This window comes from Streptomyces sp. TLI_146, from assembly GCF_002846415.1.
GTDB lineage: Bacteria > Actinomycetota > Actinomycetes > Streptomycetales > Streptomycetaceae > Streptomyces.
Window position 1 is genome coordinate 8,576,195 of the sequence record NZ_PJMX01000001.1, and the last position, 17,970, is coordinate 8,594,164.

13 protein-coding genes are annotated in these 17,970 nt (G+C 69.7%); 5 read left to right on the plus strand and 8 right to left on the minus strand.

All coding sequences use genetic code 11. The annotated features are described in order from the left end of the window. Positions 1 to 130: 130 nt before the first annotated feature. A complete protein-coding gene (locus BX283_RS38185; protein WP_101391939.1) occupies positions 131 to 1,150 on the minus strand; it encodes a diacylglycerol kinase family protein in 1,020 nt (339 codons plus the stop codon). A 433-nt stretch (positions 1,151 to 1,583) separates the two neighbouring features. Between BX283_RS38185 and BX283_RS38190 the strand changes: the two genes are divergently transcribed. Continuing rightward, positions 1,584 to 1,865, plus strand: a complete 282-nt coding sequence (locus BX283_RS38190) for a DUF1206 domain-containing protein (protein ID WP_101391940.1) — start codon at positions 1,584 to 1,586, stop codon at positions 1,863 to 1,865. Positions 1,866 to 1,879: 14 nt separating this feature from the next. On the opposite strand, the gene BX283_RS38195 is transcribed toward BX283_RS38190, so the two are convergent. Next, positions 1,880 to 2,596: a GAF and ANTAR domain-containing protein gene (locus tag BX283_RS38195; protein WP_101391941.1), complete on the minus strand. Its 717-nt coding sequence runs from the start codon at positions 2,594 to 2,596 to the stop codon at positions 1,880 to 1,882. After that, positions 2,589 to 3,302, minus strand: coding sequence for an ANTAR domain-containing protein (locus BX283_RS38200; RefSeq protein WP_143676607.1), 714 nt, complete (start codon positions 3,300 to 3,302; stop codon positions 2,589 to 2,591). Before BX283_RS38200 ends, BX283_RS38195 begins: the two co-directional genes overlap by 8 nt. Before the next feature lie 1,113 nt (positions 3,303 to 4,415). Here BX283_RS38200 and BX283_RS38210 point away from each other — a divergent pair. From BX283_RS38210 to BX283_RS38225, 3 genes are all read left to right on the plus strand, one after another. Further along, on the plus strand, positions 4,416 to 5,570 hold the full coding sequence (locus BX283_RS38210) for a N(5)-(carboxyethyl)ornithine synthase (RefSeq protein WP_101391944.1): 1,155 nt from the start codon (positions 4,416 to 4,418) through the stop codon (positions 5,568 to 5,570). Positions 5,571 to 6,278: 708 nt separating this feature from the next. Beyond that, positions 6,279 to 8,030 carry a putative Ig domain-containing protein gene (locus BX283_RS38220; RefSeq protein ID WP_180357397.1) on the plus strand — a complete coding sequence of 584 codons (1,752 nt, stop codon included), beginning with the start codon at positions 6,279 to 6,281 and terminating at the stop codon, positions 8,028 to 8,030. A gap of 134 nt (positions 8,031 to 8,164) precedes the next feature. Next, positions 8,165 to 9,181: a helix-turn-helix domain-containing protein gene (locus BX283_RS38225; RefSeq protein ID WP_101391945.1), complete on the plus strand. Its 1,017-nt coding sequence runs from the start codon at positions 8,165 to 8,167 to the stop codon at positions 9,179 to 9,181. Between the two features lie 325 nt (positions 9,182 to 9,506). On the opposite strand, the gene BX283_RS38230 is transcribed toward BX283_RS38225, so the two are convergent. The 4 genes from BX283_RS38230 to BX283_RS38245 form a co-directional block, all read right to left on the minus strand. Further along, a complete protein-coding gene (locus BX283_RS38230) occupies positions 9,507 to 12,380 on the minus strand; it encodes an AAA family ATPase (protein WP_101391946.1) in 2,874 nt (957 codons plus the stop codon). 114 nt (positions 12,381 to 12,494) lie between these two features. After that, positions 12,495 to 14,147, minus strand: a complete 1,653-nt coding sequence (locus BX283_RS38235; protein ID WP_101391947.1) for a glycosyl hydrolase family 28-related protein — start codon at positions 14,145 to 14,147, stop codon at positions 12,495 to 12,497. A 1,097-nt stretch (positions 14,148 to 15,244) separates the two neighbouring features. Then, the gene (locus BX283_RS38240; protein WP_101391948.1) at positions 15,245 to 15,457 is read right to left on the minus strand and encodes a hypothetical protein; all 213 of its coding nucleotides are present in this window, start codon (positions 15,455 to 15,457) and stop codon (positions 15,245 to 15,247) included. A 206-nt stretch (positions 15,458 to 15,663) separates the two neighbouring features. Beyond that, positions 15,664 to 16,248, minus strand: coding sequence for a hypothetical protein (locus BX283_RS38245; RefSeq protein WP_101391949.1), 585 nt, complete (start codon positions 16,246 to 16,248; stop codon positions 15,664 to 15,666). Between the two features lie 142 nt (positions 16,249 to 16,390). Between BX283_RS38245 and BX283_RS42515 the strand changes: the two genes are divergently transcribed. Beyond that, positions 16,391 to 16,846 carry a TipAS antibiotic-recognition domain-containing protein gene (locus BX283_RS42515; RefSeq protein ID WP_373979667.1) on the plus strand — a complete coding sequence of 152 codons (456 nt, stop codon included), beginning with the start codon at positions 16,391 to 16,393 and terminating at the stop codon, positions 16,844 to 16,846. Positions 16,847 to 17,300: 454 nt separating this feature from the next. Here BX283_RS42515 and BX283_RS40940 read toward each other — a convergent pair whose 3' ends face one another. Beyond that, on the minus strand, positions 17,301 to 17,462 hold the full coding sequence (locus BX283_RS40940) for a hypothetical protein (RefSeq protein WP_180357398.1): 162 nt from the start codon (positions 17,460 to 17,462) through the stop codon (positions 17,301 to 17,303). Between the last annotated feature and the right edge of the window lie 508 nt (positions 17,463 to 17,970).

A 17,970-nucleotide genomic window follows, 5' to 3' on the forward strand; every position in this document is an offset into this window, starting at 1 on the left:
AGCACACCGCAGGACCTGCGGGACAGGCGTCACGCCCACCTGGCGACGGACGGAGATGAAGAGGCGGGGCGCCCGTTTCGCGGCACTGCCCCGGACCGCAACTGCGTCGACGGGCGCTGACGGCACGCGATCAACGGCCGGCAGGCAGGTAGACGGTGAGTGCCCGGGGCCTCTTGTCGATGATGAGGGTGTCGGAGGCGGGGCCGACCTCTCCGTCGCGGGTGTAGTCGCTCGCCTTTCCCACGCAGTCGATCCGCAGCCGGACAGCGGTGGTCTCCTGGTATACGCGGGAGCGGGCCAGGGTGCCGGTGAGGAAGGCGACGACGAGGCGGGTGCGGGCGAAGGGATGCTTGCCGTCAACGATGCGCAGGTCGAGGAGACCGTCGTCGAGGCTCGGCCGGTAGGAGGGGGCGAAACCGGGCGGATCGTAGCGGCTGTTGCCTGCGAAGAGCAGCCACAGCCGTCGGGGCTGTCCGTCGACGGCGACATCGATGGGGGTGCCGTCGGCGAGGACCCGGAGCAGGCCGAGGGCGAGGGCGGGCCATTTGCCCAGCGACGTCTCGCGGGCTTCGCGGGCCCGGACGAGCTCGGGATAGACGCCGATACTGAAGGTGTTGAGGAAGTACGTGCAGTCCCCGTCGCCGGTGACGCGGCCGAGGTCGACGGTTCCGCCCCGGCCCGATTCGACGGCCTCGGCTGTGTCCTTCAGGGTCGGCAGTCCGAGATCGGTAGCGAAGTGGTTGAGGGTGCCGCCGGGGAACACCGCGAGCGGCAGATGGCTCTCGACGGCCAGCGCGGCCGCCGCGTTGACGGTTCCGTCACCGCCCACGACTCCGAGCGCTCCGCCACGCGCCCATACGTATGCGGCGGCCTCCCGGAGCGCGGTGTGCAGGTCCTCGCCGGCCTCGCACAGCCGTAGGTCCGCCCTGGGCAGGAGGGCGCGCAGCTCGACTTCGGTGACGGCTTCGCTCCCTGCGTCGGTGTTGACGACCACCACCAGGCCGTCGCCGGACGGAAGGGCGGGGACCGGGACCTTGGGGCGGGCGCTGTCGGCGGGCTCGTCCTGGTGCCGCGGCCACCAGTGGCAGGTCGCCGCGGCGATCCCCGCCCCGAGCGCGATGTCGGCCAGGACACGGGTGGGCGAGTGCACGCCTGAGAGGGCGACGCCTGCTGCGACGGGGACGAGGACGATCCCCAGTCCGGGAGCTTCCAAGGTGACAGCCGTCGCGAGGGTGGCAGCACCGGCCGCGCGGTGGGATGGTGACGTCCCGCTCGGTGGATGTCGCAGCGGCCGCCGGCGATCGAGGGCTGTGGTGGCGAGCCGGATGGCGGCAGAAGTGAGGACGAGCGAACCGGTGGCGCGCAAGGCGGACCGGCGAGCGCTGCGGTTGCCGGCCCGGACCTTCGCGGCCGCGAGGGGCTTCGTCGGTGCACCGAGTCGTGGTTCAAGGGTTCGCATGTCGGCCGAGTACCCCTGCCGGTGGTGAACAGGCCGGTGGTCCGCCCGGCGCTTCAGGTCTTCGCGCGGGGGCGACTGGGGGCAAGGTCGCGCATCGCGCGCACCACGCTGTGGGGAGGGTTTTGTGCCGTCGTTTCAGGCACAGGAGGGGGGACGGAACGCGGGTTCCGCGGCCAGGTCCGCCGAGAAGGAGACGTCGACCGCCGCCGGCCGGGCGGGCTTCGTCACGCGGGGTGTCGTGTACGTCCTCATCGGCGCCCTGGCCATCCAGATGGCCCGGGGGAGCGGTGGGGAGTCGGCGGACCGTCCGGGTGTGCTGGACCGGGTCGCTGAGCAGCCCTTCGGAAAGGTGATGCTGCGGGCGCTGGTCGTGGGCTTCGCCTCGGCGCGCTGGCGTCGCCTGTGAACGGCGCCACACGGTCAGGGTGTCAGACCGGCCAGCGGCTCGGTGTCTTCGATGAAGGCGCGGGCCACGTCGGACAGGCGGCGATTGTGGGAGCGGGCGTAACCGCGCAGAGCGGTGAACGCCTCTTCCATGTCGATGCCCTGGCGTTCGGCGAGCTTCCCCTTGGCCTGCTCGATCAGTACGCGACTGTTGAGCGCGGCCTGCAGTTGCTCATTGAGGACCGTGGTGCGCTGGGTGGAGCGTTGCTGAAGGAGGCTGATGGTGGCGACGTCGGCCAAGGCCTGCGCGATGGGCGTGCCGACCGGGTCGAACGGGCCGGGGACGGCGCGGAAGAGGTTCAGCGCGCCGACGACCTCGTCCCGCAACCGCAGGGGCAGCGCCTGCACCGCGCCGAACCCGTGGAGCTGGGCCCGGGCGACGAAGCGCGGCCAGCGGGCGGTCTCTGTACGCAGGTCGGCGACGGCCACCGGGGTGCCCGTGCGGAAGCAGTCCAGGCAGGGGCCCTCATCGCTCTGAAGCTGGAAGAGCTCCAGCAGCCGCACCTGTTCGTCCGAGGCGGCCATCACCCGCAGATCGCCGTCCCGGTCCGCGAGCAGCACGCCGGCGGCGCTCGCGCCGAGCATCCCGACGCAGCGGTCGGTCAACAGGCGCAGAAAGTCGATCACGTCGAAGTCAGCGACCAGATTGTCCGCCAACTCGACGAAAGTCTGGGCCAGGAGTTGCTCATTCATCCTCTACACCCTTTGTCGATACTAGCTCTGCCGGAAGCGGACGGGGAGTGCGCCGCATCGCGCGTTCACTGGACCGAGCGAGTGGGTCACGGGTCCTCGTCAATCCGGATCGGCCCCGCGACGGGGAGAAGCGGAGCCTTCGGGCCACCACGTCAGCGGCTACGACGGTCAGCCTGCGCCCCTGGGCATAGGCGTAGGCGCGCAGCCGGATAATGATTTCGTCGATGCCGACACCGAGCTGGACGGTGAGCATGCCGGTGGCTTGGGAGATCTCCGCCCGGCGCCCGCCCAGGTCCGCGCCATGTCCCGGCGCTGCGGTGTCCGTCGGCGATGTGCCTGTGGCGCCGATCCAGGCGCCCAGCAGGACCAGCGTCGCGAACTCGGCGAAAGCCATGGCGTCGACCGGCTCATCCGCGCCCGACCGGACCGGGCCCTGGGAGTCCAGGCCCAGGACTCCGGGATCGATCGCTCCTGTCTGCAGAAGGAGCGCGAAGACCACGAGCGCTCCGACGGCCAGGGCCGCATCAGCGAACACCGGCCAGCGCTCCTGCAGTTCACTGGTTCGCGGGTCGGGAGTCAGGACGGCCGCGCTGTGCGTGAAGGCGTCCACGCATGGCCCTTCACCTAGGGTGAGCCGCAGCGCTTCCAGTTTCTCGCCGACGTCATCGGTACTGCACAGCGGGTGGCCTGCCGTGGTCCGGGACATAGCGGAAGGCCCGGGCACCATCGACCGCAGAGGCATACGTTCGACGGAGGCAGCCGAACAGGTGGTGCACCACTCCGTCCACCAGGACTGGGGACCGCTCGGATCCCTCCCGGGGGACGGCGCCGGGCGACCGGACGGCATGGTCCCCGCTTCCGTAGCCATCTTGTGTTGGGCAACCACAGGTCCGCCGGGGTCCAGGGCGTCCATTGCTCAGAATAGCGCCCATCCGTCACCAGAAGGCGGGCGAAAGCTGTCCGTTCTCCTCGGCAGGACCTCGGCAGCGGGCAGGCGGCAGTCGGTGGGCATACCCGGTAGGTCACAAGGAACTTGGCGACCGGTACGAAGCGCGGCGACCGACGGTCGTCTGTGGAGGGCGGGTGGAGGCGGTGGCCCGGCAAGACGGCGTCGGGCAGCGCGACGCCCTGCCGCGCGATCGGCGGGACAGCCGAAGTCCGGGAAGGCTCAGCGTCGGCGACCGCGTCGCCGGGGAGCCCATCCGGGCCCCACGCCGCTTGAGTGCACGGCGAGGAGGGCAAGTCCGACAAGCATGAGACTCGTCGGACTGAAGACTGCCTCGGTCGACGTCTCAGTCGCGTGGATGACGAAGGCGATGACGAAGAGCACGGCCGCCGCGAATGCCAGCATCTGTCTTCTCCTGCCGATGAATGGCGAACCACAGGCGTATCCGGTGGCTTGCCGACACACAAGTTCCCCACGCAACCTTGATCATGCGTGCGCGGCACCAACCACACGGGCGGCCGTCCCGACGGATCAATTCAGAGGCGGTCGAACCAGGGGACCAGGGGAGGCGTGCGCATCCGGGCCGCGATGCCCCCTGCGGCCTGGTCGGCGGTCGTATCGAGGCGGCCGGTCCCAGAGCGCGCGACGATCAGCACGCGCTCGGTGCCTCCCAGGGGATGGTCGCGCCCCGCCACGCGGATGCGCCGCGGGGGCAGCTCAGCCGGGCAACGACGTGGTGTCGGCCGCTGCCGAAGAGCCCGGTCCGGGTGCGCGCCCGGACCGGCAGTCGCCCTGGCTACGAGCGCATTATCCGAGCGGAGGGCTTCTGTACTCCCGGATGTGTGGTAAACAGGGAGTAATCAAAGGGGTACTTTGCCGCAGCTCAAGCTCGGAATCATGTCGCAGACCCGCAAAGAGAACGAGCACCGTCTGCCGATCCACCCAGCGCATTTCGAACGCATCGACGTCGATCTTCAGTCCAGTATCTACCTGCAGACCGGTTACGGAGAGCACTTCGGTGTTCCGGACCGTCAGCTTGCCCCGTGGGTCGCAGGTTTCCGCTCGCGCGAGGAGTTGATCGCGGAGTGTGACGTCATCCTGCTGGCCAAACCGTTGCACGAGGATCTCGCCGAGCTGCGGGACGGGCAGGTGCTGTGGGGGTGGCCGCACTGTGTGCAGGACGAGAAGGTCACGCAGGCCGCCATCGACCGCAGGCTCACGGTGATCGCCTTCGAGGCGATGAACCACTGGACCCGGGAGGGCGGCTTCAGTCTGCACGTCTTCCACAAGAACAACGAGTTGGCCGGCTACTCGTCGGTGCTGCACGCCATGCAGCTGACCGGGGCGACCGGTGACTACGGGCGTCGGCGGCGTGCGGTGGTGATCGGCTTCGGCGCCACCGCCCGCGGCGCGGTGACCGCGCTGAGCGCGCTGGGCGTTCACGACGTGGACGTACTGACCGCTCGCGGCGTCGCCGCCGTCAGCTCGCCGATCCACTCGGCGAGGATCGTGCACTTCGACCACGACGTGGCCGACGACACCCTCGATCCGCGGCGCAGTGTCGTGCTCACGGAGGACGGCCCGGAGCCGCTGGCCCGCTTCCTCGCCGGGCACGACATCATCGTCAACTGCGTACTCCAGGACACCGCGGCGCCGCTGATGTTCCTGATAGAGGAAGACCTGCCGAAGCTCGCACCCGGCACCCTTGTCATCGACGTCTCCTGCGACGAGGGCATGGGTTTCGCCTGGGCTCGGCCCACCACCTTCAACGAGCCGATGTTCACCGTCGGGGACCACGTGCACTATTACGCGGTGGACCACAGCCCCTCCTATCTGTGGGACGCCGCCACCTGGGAGAACAGCGAGGCGCTGATCCCGTTCCTGCGGCCGGTCCTGGAAGGCCCCACCGGGTGGGACGGTGACCGCACGATCCGGCGAGCGATCGAGATCCGCGGCGGCACCGTCCAGAATTCCGCGGTCCTGGCCTTCCAGCATCGCGCCGCACAGTATCCGCACGCGCTGCTCTGAACCGGTGCCGTCTGGTCGACGGCACGCCCGTGCGCGGGTAGGCCGTCGACCACACGCCCGGGCCTCCTGTGAGCCGTGACTCGTAAGTCGCCGACTTCCCGGACGCCCTTCCCTTCTGGGACAGGATCGTGAGACGCCGGTCTCCACACCACTGTTGGTCTGAGGCCGATGGAGAAGTTGCCGTAATGCGTGCGCAACACGCTTGTCTGGTACGCGGTTGATCCCTCAGACCATCAGTCAGCCTGTCGCCCCGACACCTGCCGCCCCGCCCGAATGTGGCGATCAGACAGCGGCCAGGCTCTTCGCCGTGGCGCCTCAGTAAGCGCGGCCAGTCGCAACTCCCGCCAAAGGGGCCAGTCATCTGATTCCCACGTGCGTGGTTCAAGCATGATCCAGACCTGACCGCCCGCCGGGACGGACAGCAAGGTAATGACCACCATGCAAACGAGGCCGCTCAGCCCTGCGACCAACCGAGACCGGGGAGCATCGGTGGCTCACGCGCGCCCGCGGGCCATGAGACCTCGGTGAACCCATCGGGTCACGCCCCAGTGGCACCGCCTGCGGCGACGATGACCGGTACCTGCCAGTGGCACGTCATGCTCATGACGTATGCCCTATCGCGCTTCTATGGTCCTCGGCAGCCCTGAGTGCCGTCGGGCGTCCCTCCCGATGGCGCTCATGTGTTTCCCCCCTCACTGAGAGGACGCCATGAGGCACAAGTTCCTTTCCGCATTACCGGCCCGTGCCGGGCTGTTACTGGCCGCCCTGTTGAGTACCGGCCTCGCCGTACTGCCGGCGGGCCAAGTGCTGGCCCAGACGAACGCTCCGGGTGAACAGGCGAAGCGGGCCTGCAACGACCTTCGCCCCCACCACGCCAACTGCCTGGCCATAGGCTTCAACTCCCCACCCGGCGGGACAGCCGCTCCGTCGGGATACGGGCCCGCCGACATCAAGTCGGCCTACAGCCTGCCCTCGGGCGGCAGCGGCGTCACCGTGGCGATCGTCGACGCCTTCGACAACCCGAACGCCGAGAAGGACCTGGCGACCTACCGCAGCAACTACGGCCTACCCGCCTGCACCACGGCGAACGGCTGCTTCAAGAAGGTCAACCAGCGAGGCGGCACCTCATATCCCCGAGGGGACACGGGGTGGGGTGTGGAGATAGCCCTTGACTTGGACGCCGTCTCCGCTGCCTGCCCGGCGTGCAACATCCTGCTGGTCGAAGCCGACGACAACAACGATGCCAACTTGTACGCGGCCGACGACACCGCTGCCCGTCTCGGCGCGAAGTTCGTCTCCAACTCCTGGACCACCTCCGAGAGTTCCGGGCAGACCTCGGACGACGCGCACTTCAATGTCCCCGGTGTGCTGTTCGCCTTCGCCACCGGTGACAGCGGTTACGGCGGTGGCACCCAGTATCCTGCCTCCTCCTCGTACGCTCTCGCCGTCGGCGGTACCTCGCTGAGCCGGAACTCCAGTGGCCGCGGGTGGGGTGAGACGGTCTGGAGCGGTGCCGGTTCGGGCTGTTCCGCCTACGGGGTCCAGCCCGCCTGGCAGAAGGGCGTGGGTACCGGGTGTTCGAAGAAGGCCAACTCCGACGTCTCCGCGGTCGCCGACCCGCAGACCGGGCTGGCGATCTACGACACCTACGGACAGTCGGGCTGGCTGAAGTACGGGGGCACGAGCCTGTCCACCCCGCTGATCACCGCCATGTACGCGCTCGCCGGGACCCCGGGCGCCCAGGACAATCCCGTCTCCTACCCCTATGCGCACACCAGCGCGCTGTACGACGTGACCTCCGGCAGCAACGGCAGTTGCGGCACCCAGATCTGCAACGCCCGCAGCGGCTGGGACGGGCCCACAGGCCTGGGCACGCCGAACGGTGTGAGCGCCTTCACCCCCGGCGGCACCACGCCTCCCTCCGGCGTGTCGGTCGCCAACCCCGGCGACCAGACCGGCACGGTGGGCACCCCGGTCTCCCTGAAGAACTCGGCCTCCGGCGGAAGCGCCCCGTACACCTGGTCGGCCACCGGCCTGCCCGCGGGGCTCTCGATCGACTCCGCCACCGGCACCGTCACCGGCACGCCGTCCACGGCCGGAACCTTCAGGCCCACCCTCACCGCCAAGGACACCACCGGCGCCACCGGTTCAACGTCCTTCACCTGGACCATCAACGGTGGTGGACAGGGCGGCACCGTAACGGTCACCAACCCGGGCAACCAGATCGGGTTCACGGGCTTCGAGATCCTCCCGCTGACCGTCAAGGCCACGGACAGCAAGGGGCTGCCCCTCACCTTCACAGCCACCAGCCTGCCGCCCGGGCTGAGCATCAGCGGCGGCGGCACCATCACGGGAACACCCAGCAAGATCGGTACCTACAGCGTGACCGTGAAGGCCACTGACACCGGCGGTGCCACAGGAACGACATCTTTCAGCTGGACCGTCTATCAGGGGTTCTGAGCCCCTTGTGCGAGTGCCCGGCACGGATGGCTCCCTCCGTGCCGGGCACTGTGATCTCCACCCGGGCAGCCACACAACAATTAGGTAGGAGACCCGGATGCCGCGTCCCATGGGCGCCACTATCCTCGCCTGCCATGTCGCACCTTCTGGAGCCGGTGGGTTTGTCGGCCGACGACAGCACCGTCTACCTGGACTTGCTGAGCCGCCCGCACTCCGTGAGCGATGGCATCGCCCACGCCGTGCAACTGACGCCCGGGCGTGTGCGGGCCTGCCTGCGGCGCCTGATGGACGCCGGACTCTGCCACAGGTTCACGGGTCCGCCGGAGTGCTACGTGGCCGCGCCGCCCGATGTCGCTCTGGCCCCCTTGTTACGACGCCGCGCAGAAGCCCTGGACCGGTTACGGGCGCAGAGCTGGGAACTCGCGGTGCGGGCGCGAGCTGCCTCGTGCGGCCCTGGCGGTCTGATCGAAACCATCACGGGCCAGGATGCCGTGCTGCGAAAGATCGCGGAGCTGGAACTGGGCGCCAGGCGCGAGGTCTGCGTCATCGACAGTCCTCCCTACCTGCAGGGCCCCATCCGCAACAGCAACGAGTTGCAGGCCCTGGCGCGCGGCGTACGTTATCGGGCGATCTACCATGCCCCGGGGCTCACCGCGCCGGGGAGCGCCGCGGTGCTGGAGCAGTACATCGCCGCCGGTGAGCAGGCCCGCAGTCTGCCGTGGGCACACCTGAAGATGCTTCTTGTCGATCGGCGGTATGCCCTGGTTCCGCTCAGCTTCGCCAGCAGGGACGCCACGGTCCGCCTCCTCGTCGGCTCGTCCCCGGTACTGGACGCCGTGCTGATCGCCTTCGAGTCACTGTGGGACAGGGCCACACCGCTTGGCCGCAGCGTCACCGCGACCCGCCGTGCGGGCGCTCTTGAGGCACGTGACCGGGAAATCCTTCGGCTGATGGCGGCGGGCCTCAAGGACCGTGCCATCGCACGTGCTCTGGGCCTGGGGGAGAGGACCGTGATTCGCCGCGTCCAGGCACTGATGGCGTCTCTCGACGCGGCGACCCGCTTCCAGGCCGGCATGCAAGCAACTCGCAGAGGCTGGCTGGACACCACCTCGTCTGATCTGATCCACCCACCGGGCGCCGCTCACGAATAGGAGAACCACGCCTTCGGTACTCGCCGACCCTGGAGCGGGGCAGCGGAAACTCATAGGGGGGCTTACGGATTGCCGTGTTTCGGTTCCACGGCGGATGCTCTTTCCACTCCGACGGCGGCTGCACCCCGCGCCTTTGGTCTCCCGCTCCGGTCGGCCGAGGGGCCGGTGTACCTCCTTCCCCCATAGGAGTCGCCGTCGGTGTTCGGGCGCCGCTGGAGACACCCCTACGGCGGCGCCCGGCTCCGCCGCCGTTCCTGTGCCCCGCGCCGGTCCGGCAGGCGGCTGTGGATGTGCGGCTGGCTGCCGTCCGCCGTCACCGCCGGGGTCACGCCATGCCGTCGGCCGCCGCGACCGTCAGGGCCGCGGCCAACTGGGTGCGGTTGCTCACACCGAGCTTGCGTATGGCTTTGGCGACGTGCTGTTCGACGGTTCGGGAGGAGACGTGGAGATCCTCCGCGATGGCACGGTTGGTGAGTCCTTGCGCGGCGAGCAGAGCGACCTGGTGCTCGCGGGGGGTGAGCGTGTCCCCGTGCCCGATGGGGCCGCGCTTGCCGTCTCGGGTGATGCCGTGGCGGCGCAACAGGCGATGGCAGTTGCCGAGGTCCCACTTGGCCCCGATGCTGCGATAGGTGTCCAGGGCTCTGGGAATGTACTCCTCGGCGCGTCGGCGGTCACACACCAGGGCGCAGAGGGCAGCGCCCTGCAGGGCGTGTCCCGTTTCGAGCGGCCTGCCCACCTGTGTCCAGGCGAGTGCGGCCCGGGCGAAAAGGGTTGCGGCTTCGTCGTGGCGCTGATGCGCTTCGGCCAGGTGGGCGCGGCAGGCCAGGAGGGAGGCGCTCGCGGCGGGAGCGTGATGCCCGTCGATGCCGTGGGCGAACTCTTCGACGAGCTGGTCGGCCTGCTCGTGCCGGCCGGTGCGGTTGAGCGCTTCGACGGCGGCGGGGGCGAGGTCGGTGGCCCAGATCCAGCCGCCGGTGCGGCGGATGTGGTCGAGGGCGGACAGCGTCTCGGTCTGGGCGTGGGCGGAGCGCCCGGCGGCGAGGTGGATGCGTGCCAGGGCGGCCGCGGAGGCGGGCAGGACGATGCCCGTGTCGAGCTGGGTAGTGCGGGCCGCGTGTACGAGGTCGGCGCGTGCGGCTGCGGTGTCTCCTTGGCTGTGGAGGGCGACCAAACCGCGGACGAGGTGGGATTCCGCGGCGAGATCGCGGATGTCGCCGAAGAGCACGGTGGCACGGTGGGCCCGTTCGCCCAGGTCTCGCCAGTGGCCGGTGGTCCATGCCAGGAGGAGGTGTGCGGTCTCGGCGAGCGCTTCGAGGTAGGGTATTCCGTTGTTTTCCAGTATGGCGTTCGCCTGGGCGAGGTATTCCTGTGCGGCTACGGGGTGGCCGAGCGCGGTGGTGGCGTGGGCGAGGTTGACGCGGGCGCGGGCGAGTTGGACCTCTTCGGCGGGGGAGGAAGGGGTCTGGGGCAGGTCCGCTGCCGCGCTCCAGGCGTCAGGCTCGCCGGCGAACATGAGGACGCTGGCCTTGTTGGCGGCGATCGCGGTCCGCTGGACGGGATCGGCGATGCGTGGAATGAGGGCTTCGGCGCGGTCCAGCCAGGCCAGGTGCTGCTTCAGGGGCCATCCCTTGAGGGAGGGGATGGCGATGGCGGACATGGCGCGGGCGGCGAGTTCGGGTGCGGTGTCGGCGAGCTCCGTGGCGGCGCGGGAGATCTCGTTCAGGCCGGCGAGACCGAGTCCGGCCTGGTTGCGCATCAGGGTGCCCAGGTACAGGCGCAGTTCACCGGCCGCGCTCTGCGGCGGACTGTCCTCGGCGAGGATGCGCTGCAACGCCGGAATGACGCCGTCGTGGGGCATGGCCGACTGCGCGGCGATACCGAGTTTGATGCCCAGGCGGATACGGGCATTGGCGCCGGGGTGGTCGTTGAGTGCGGTGAGGTAGTGACAGGTGGCCGTGCTGGGGTCTCCGTGCGCGGTGGCGCGGTCGCCGGCGGCTTCGGTGTAGCGCAGGTACTCCTTGGTGCGGCCTGCCTGCTGGTAGTGGTGGGCGATCTCGGTGAGGGGCGGGGGTGAGATGTGGGCGAGGACGGCTTTGGCGGCGCGCAGGTGCAGAGGGCGGCGCTCGAATTCGCAGAATGTCTCGTAGGCAGCCTGGCGGGCCAGTGAGTGGCGGAAGGCGAGTGTGCCGGCCGGGCCGGGGAAGAGGACGCCGTGATCGAGCGCCATGATGACGGCTCGGCGGGTGTCGGCCCGGGGCAGGTCGGCGATGTCGGCCAGGAGGTCGACGGTGACGGGCCGTGCCGCGACGGCCGCGGCGGCGATGATGTCGCGGGCCTGCTCGGAGAGGAGGGAGAGCCGTTCCAGGAAGACACGCCGTACGGGGGCCGGCAGGCCGACCTGGTCGATGGCGGTGCCGTCGGTGGGGAGAGCCCCACCGCCGTCGCCGATGAGTCTGATGACTTCTTCGATCGCGAAGGGGATGCCGGCAGTGCGCTGGTGAAGGTGCTCGGTGAACTGCTCCGAGGTGTGGTCCGTGCCCATCAGCTGGGCGGCCAGCTCTCCCGTCTCGGCTGCTGTCAGCGGGGTCAGCCGGATTTCGTGGGCGTGTGTTCCGGACAGCCATGAGCCCGCCGAGGGGTATGCGGCGGCAGCAGGGGTGTCGTCCCGGTCGGTCAGGATGACCGTCAAGTGGGCGGGCAGGGCAGTGGTGAGCATCCTCAGGAATTCGCGGGTGCTCGCGTCTGCCCAATGGATGTCTTCCAGGATCAGGACCGCCGGACCGGTCGAGGCCAGCAGGGCGTGGGCGGCGCGGAGCCGGCGGTGGCGTTCGGCCCGGGCGTCCTGGAGAACCGGCAGGGGCGCCGGCAGGAGGCCGGCCAGCGTGGGCAGAAGAGGAGCCAGGACCCCGGCGATACGAGGGGGCACTTCCCTCAGCGCGGTGGCCGGGAGACAGCTGAGTGCGTCGATGACCGGGGCCAGAGCCGACGCCTCCGCGGTTTCGGTGCAGTGTCCGGTCAAGTGTGGGAGACCCTCCAACGCCGGTGTCCGCAGGATCTCGTGGACCATGCGGGTTTTGCCGATGCCTGATTCGCCGGTGATGACGAGGACGCAGGGGGGTTGGGCCGCCGCTTGGGTCAGGGCCTCCAACTGGGCTTCGCGTCCGATCAGAGCCGGTGAGGTGGGCCGTGGTGCAGGCACGGGAGGGTTTCTCTCCTGGGGTGTCGCGGCCGGGCGCCGCGTTGAGGGTGTTGCGGTTGTGGAGCTGGGCGGCCCCGCCCCCCGTGCGGGGGCGCACGGGGGGCGGGGGCGGAGTCAGTTGCGTTCCGCGGTCTGCTGCTCGTAGAGGCTGGCGGGTGTCATGGGCTTGCCGGGGCTGACGATGGTGCCCGGGGCCGGCTTGGTGGGGAGTTCGTCGTCGTGCTTGCCGGGTACCTGCTTGCCGGTGATGCCGAAGGCCCAGTTGTTCGCGGTGGGCGGGGCCAGGATCGTGTATGTGGCGGCCTTGGTGTTCCAGAAGACGTTGTTGGCGCCCTGCCAGCCGTGGCCGGTGCCGCCGTCCCAGGCGTTGGCGGCGATGAACGCGCCGTCGGAGCTCTTGATGGTCAGCTGGTCGTAGAGGGTGCCCGAGCCCCAGCGCATGTGCGGGCCGGCATCGACCTGGCCGCCGGGGGTGAGGGAGGTGGCGGCCGAGCGGGTGAAGACGTTGGGGCCGGCGGCGAACGCCTGCGTGGTCCAGGCATGGACACGGTCACCGGTGACGGTGGTGTCACGGACCAGGACCTGCTGCCCGCCGATCATGAACGCGGGCGGCGGCGCCAGGCCGTCGGGAACGTCCATGTCGAGGTCGCTGGCCCGCTCGATGGTGACGCGGCTGGCGTTGTCGTTGACGTAGAAACCGGAGCCGAAGTGCGTGAGCCGCACGTCCTTGACCCACACGTCCCGCGCGGCGCCGATGGTCACCAGGCGGGAGGCGAAGGCGCCGGCATCCTTGTTCTTGCCGTCTTCGGGGCGCCCGTAGTTCGGGTCGTGGGTGAAGGCGGTCGCGTCCGCGGCCAGGTTCTCCACACCGGCGTTGCTGACCCGGCCCGCGAGGGTGTAGTGCCAGGCGGTGCCGCCGCCGTACTTCTGGTCGATCGCGGTGGTGATTGGGGCGTCCAGCGTGACGGAGTTGCCCGAGACGGCGACCACCGTGCGTGCCGCCAGGATTCCCGAGTTCGGCGTCCAGGCCTCCCCTCCGGGAATCTTGTCCATGCCGATCGCGTGGATCCACTCCTGGGTGGTCGGACGCTGCACGACGAGCTGCTCGCCCACCTTGAAGGAGGAGGCGTCATCAAGAGTGATCTTGGTGGCGCCGACCGGGACGTAAGGGGTGGTGATCGTCGCCCGCTTGCCGGTCCGAGTGTAGGCGCCGTCACCGCCGATGGTGACCAGCGACCCGGGGACCCCCTGGGCCACCAGCACGGTGTCGGTGCCCGAGCCGCGCAGGACCACGCCGCTGGGCAGCTTGAGCGAGGCGGAGACACGGAACTTCCCCGCCCCGAGCAGGACCGCGCCCCGCATACCGTCGGCCGCGGGCTTCAGCTGTGCGGCCCGGTCGATGGCGGCCTGGATACGGCTGGTGTCGTTGCCGCCCTTGCCCTCCGACAGGCGTTCCACGACAGGAGCCTGCGGCGCGGCGCCGCCCCCGCCCTTGTAGCCGGCTCCGGAAAAGTCGGGGATGCGGTTGCCCAGGCCGTCAGGCGTGTAGGAAAGCTTGCCGTTGACCAGCGCCAGGGTGGCGGGGGTCGAACCGGCCGGCGTGGCCTGCGCGGCGTCCTCGTGGTTCTGCACCCACACGACCGTGGTCGTCGCGAGGGCCCCGGCCACGCAGATGGCCGTGATGCGCCCCTTGCTCATGGTCCTGCTGTGCCGCCCCTTGGTCGGCTGGTCCAGTGCCGGCTCACGCCTCTGCCGTCTGGTGCCCATCGCGCTGCTCCTCAGTCTCGTACGGTGCCCGCCAGTCTCATGGCAGGAAATCCTAGGTCAGAAGAAAAATCCAACCCAAGATTCTTCGGTGATGTAACTGTTACGCTAACGAATTTATGGCTAACTGGTCTGTGGAGTGCTCCGCAGAGCCGTATCCCGTCTGTAGAACCCGGCCAGATCCGCGCGGCTGCCGGTTGCCGCGCGGGCCCCGGGGGGAAGCCCCCTCACCGGGGCCCGCGCCGCGCCCGTCCCGGACGCGCTGCTCTTGAGCAGCGCCTCCCACGATTTCCCGGGCCGGGTGTTCGGTGGATGCCCTTCACAAGTGCCTGACCAGCGGAGATGACAGTCGGAACGGGAGGGAACGACTGCCGACGCGCTCCGTGTCCTCGGTGGCGCTGTCTTTGGTGCGTACGTTCCGGGTGTCACCGTCGGTTGCCGCCGCGCAGGCGTTGACGGGACGGTGGTCCCTGCCGACTGCCTGGCGGGCTGCGCCGACCACTGCTGCCGCGCCCTCGGAGGGGGAGTCGCGCTTTCTGTCGACCCCACTGCGACCAGCAGTGCAACACTCGCGGACCCGGCGGCGATCCCGCGCAGGCACACGGCTCGGGACACCATGGAGACTCCTCCTCGACGACTGTCCGGACCGCTCCGAGGATGTCGGGGGCAGTCGTTGTCGAACTCCACAGAGCATCGGGCGCCAAGACGGAACCCGGCAATCCGTAGCACCACGTAAAAGTTTCCGAGCCGTCGGCCACCAGGGCCGTCAACGCTCCGTGGTGCCCGCCCCGATAGCCTGTGGGGGATGAAGGTGGGTGCGGGTTCTGCGTGGAGGGGCGTCGTCGCGAGCGGCGCCTGACGGGTCGGTCCAGCGGTCAGCGCCGGATCGTAAGGAATGCCCTTGGCCCGCAGCGGTCGTGACAGATACTCAGGCTTCGGGCAGTCAGTCTTTTTCAAGACCTTCGAGAGCGAACCCGCCCTCGAAGGACACGCGGTATCTGATCCGAGCGCCGACTCCGGCACCGTGCGCTCCATGCCCGAGTTGGACCACCCGTCGCGTACGCGCGTCACGTAGGCATCTGCGGCCGGACGGTTTCGGGTCATGACCGCCGCTCCCGTCGTGCGCACTCGCGCAGGGCCATCCGGGCCGCGGGGGAGGGTCCCTCCGGGCCCCAGTACGGGTGGGCGGCGATCAGGAGCCTGCGGCGGGCGGCTGCTGTCCCGCCCGGCGCGGGATCGGTCAGCTGTCGGTAGGCGTCGTACCACGCCACCTGGGCTGTCGCGAGATCACGGGGGAAGGGGGGCGTTGCCATGGCTATATCGGAGCGTGCGTTCGAATAAGTAGGCAAAAGGCCAGGCGGGACCCTGTATGGCCATGCGGTCGTGACGGCTGCGGCGGGGAGGAGCGTGGCCGGTGCGGCCGGGCGGGGATCGGGGCGCAATGCGCGGGCTGCGTCCCGCTCGGACGCGCACCGGCTACGAAAGTGACTGCTTTACGGCGTGGACAACGGCAGGTCCGTCAGTCGGCGATCTTGGCGTACTGGTACGAAGTCTGGCCGTTCTCGTCGCCGGAGTGTTGCCGGCCGACCATCACCTCTTGGGGGCCCGCCTTGGAGTAGCTGCTGCTCTCCCTCTGGCCCGGGGTCCAGCGGTACGAGGTCAGTTCGACCGGTCGTCCCCCTACGGACATCGAGGCGGTCGCGTACCGCGTCTGGCCGTTCTCGTCACCCGTGTGCTGCCGGCCGACCAGGACCTGGTCGCCGGGCGCCGCGAAGTGCGAGTTGCTCTCCCGCTGGGATGCGCTCCAGATGGGCGCGCTCACTGTCACCATCTCGTTGTCGATGAGGATGAAGCCGCAGTAGTACGTGGTGTTGCCGTTCTCGTCACCGGAGTGCGCCCGGCCGAGCAGGACCTGGTTGGTGGGACAAGTGACGGGGGTCCCCGCCGATTCCCTCACGGTCTGGGTGTAGCCGTCGATGATGACGATCTCCGACTGTGCGGCGGCGCTGGCTTCGGTCGTCGCTGCCGTGCCGAGCCCTGCGGACAGGAGGGCGACGCTCGCCAGGGCCAGAGTCCGCCTGGTCGTACGCGAGAAGTGGGTCATGAGTGTCCTTTCGTGTGACAGTGCGTGCCGCATCCGATTGCTGGAGCGGAGCGACATATTCCGCCTGTCGTTCGGCGAGACGTATCCCCCTCAACTGCCGAGATGACGCAGTGGAGTTCGTTTGTGGCGTGAAGTGGTCGCCGTGTCCGGTCACGCGCCCTTGCCTGGGTCAGGACCGGCGTATCGGCGGCGCGACCTCCATCAACGCCACGGAGAAACAGCGCGGCGACACTGCCCGCGACCGCCTCGGCTCTCGCGGACCACACCCGCTGGAGCGATCCGGAAGCACGAAGCAGCGGCCCTTGCCTGTCGCACGCCGGAGCGACTGGCAGGGGCATGCGCGCCGCCTGGGATCCGGCTGGCGGAACTGTCGGCCGCAGGCCTGCCCGCTGACGCCGATGCGGTGCAGGCCGAGATCGACACCCGGTACCGGACGCTGGCTCAGAGCCGGGCGCCACCGCTCAGGAGCACCGCGCGATCGGGGCGTTGCTGCGTGGCAAGCGAACACTGGCGCGCGGTGTACGAGTCGCTCGCGCCGGGCCTGGCCGCCCGCCAGCGGGACGCCATCGAGGCGTACGCCGCGACCCGGCTGCGCTGAGCCGGGACAGGGCCGTCGCAACGGGGTGCGGAGGCCCTGCCCGGTAGGGCCGGGCCCCTTGCCAGTTCCGCGGGCAAGGAGGCCACCAGTGTTGTCTGTCCGGGTGTGCGGACTGTGTCCACCGGGCCCCGGCATGTCAGGGTCGTACAGCCGGACCGGCGAGGCGGGGCCGGGCGGGCCGGGGGTCACAGCCCGTATCGGTGTGTGGGCTCCCTCACCGCCGCGTGGCCGCAGCTGTCTACTCACTTGTCGGCGCGTCGGCGGGTGTTGTCGAGGAACGTGCCGAGTTTGGCCTCCACCGGACTTACGCCGTAGCCGCAGTGGAGGAACCACTGAGGTTCCCGGCCGGCGGCGAGTTCTTGGCCGCATATACCGACAGGAAGCCGGCACGCCGCTGGTGAAGGGCCGGGGCGGTAGGGGAGGCCGGGGCCGCTGAGGGGGTCTGTTCAGGTCCTCAGCGGGTGTGGGGGCCCATGTGTGTATGGCCAGCGGGATCCATCGCGGTGATACGCGCCTCGGCGTGGGTCGTTTCAGGTCGCTCGGCCGGTGCTTTGGCTGACTGGTCAACCTTCGCGTTCTTCTTGCGCGGATGTGTCGTCTTCTTCTTCTCGGCCACGGCGTCGTCTCCCAGTATCCGGGGTCTCCCAGCGTCGCACTGATGCGGTCCCCCGGCATCCGGCGCCCCCTCACCCTGCCCGCCGCCCGTCCGGCAGGGGTGCACGTACGGTCCCGGGGCTCTGTGCCAGGCCCCCGGGAGGCCCGTAGATCGAACGCCGATGGCCATGACGCCCTCGTCCATGAGACCAGCCGCACGGCTGCTCCGGCCGTGCAACCCCGAGCCGGGACTCACCACGACAACCACCCCGGCGCCGACCACGACTGCGAAGGCATACCCCAGGTCGGCCCCGCTACGCGGAGACCGACCCGATCTGGGCGCCACCGAATTGCACCAAGCACCCGTGGCGCGGGGAGGGGTGGCCGATTCCGAGGACGTTGCCCCGAATGCTTCCGGGCCACGAAGACGGAGGACAGGAGTTCTCGGTCCACCTGGCTCTTGCGGAAGTCACGCTCTCGGTAAAGGTGAGCGGTCCTCGGCTGAGGGTCCCCGGGCAGCTGGCCGGGTA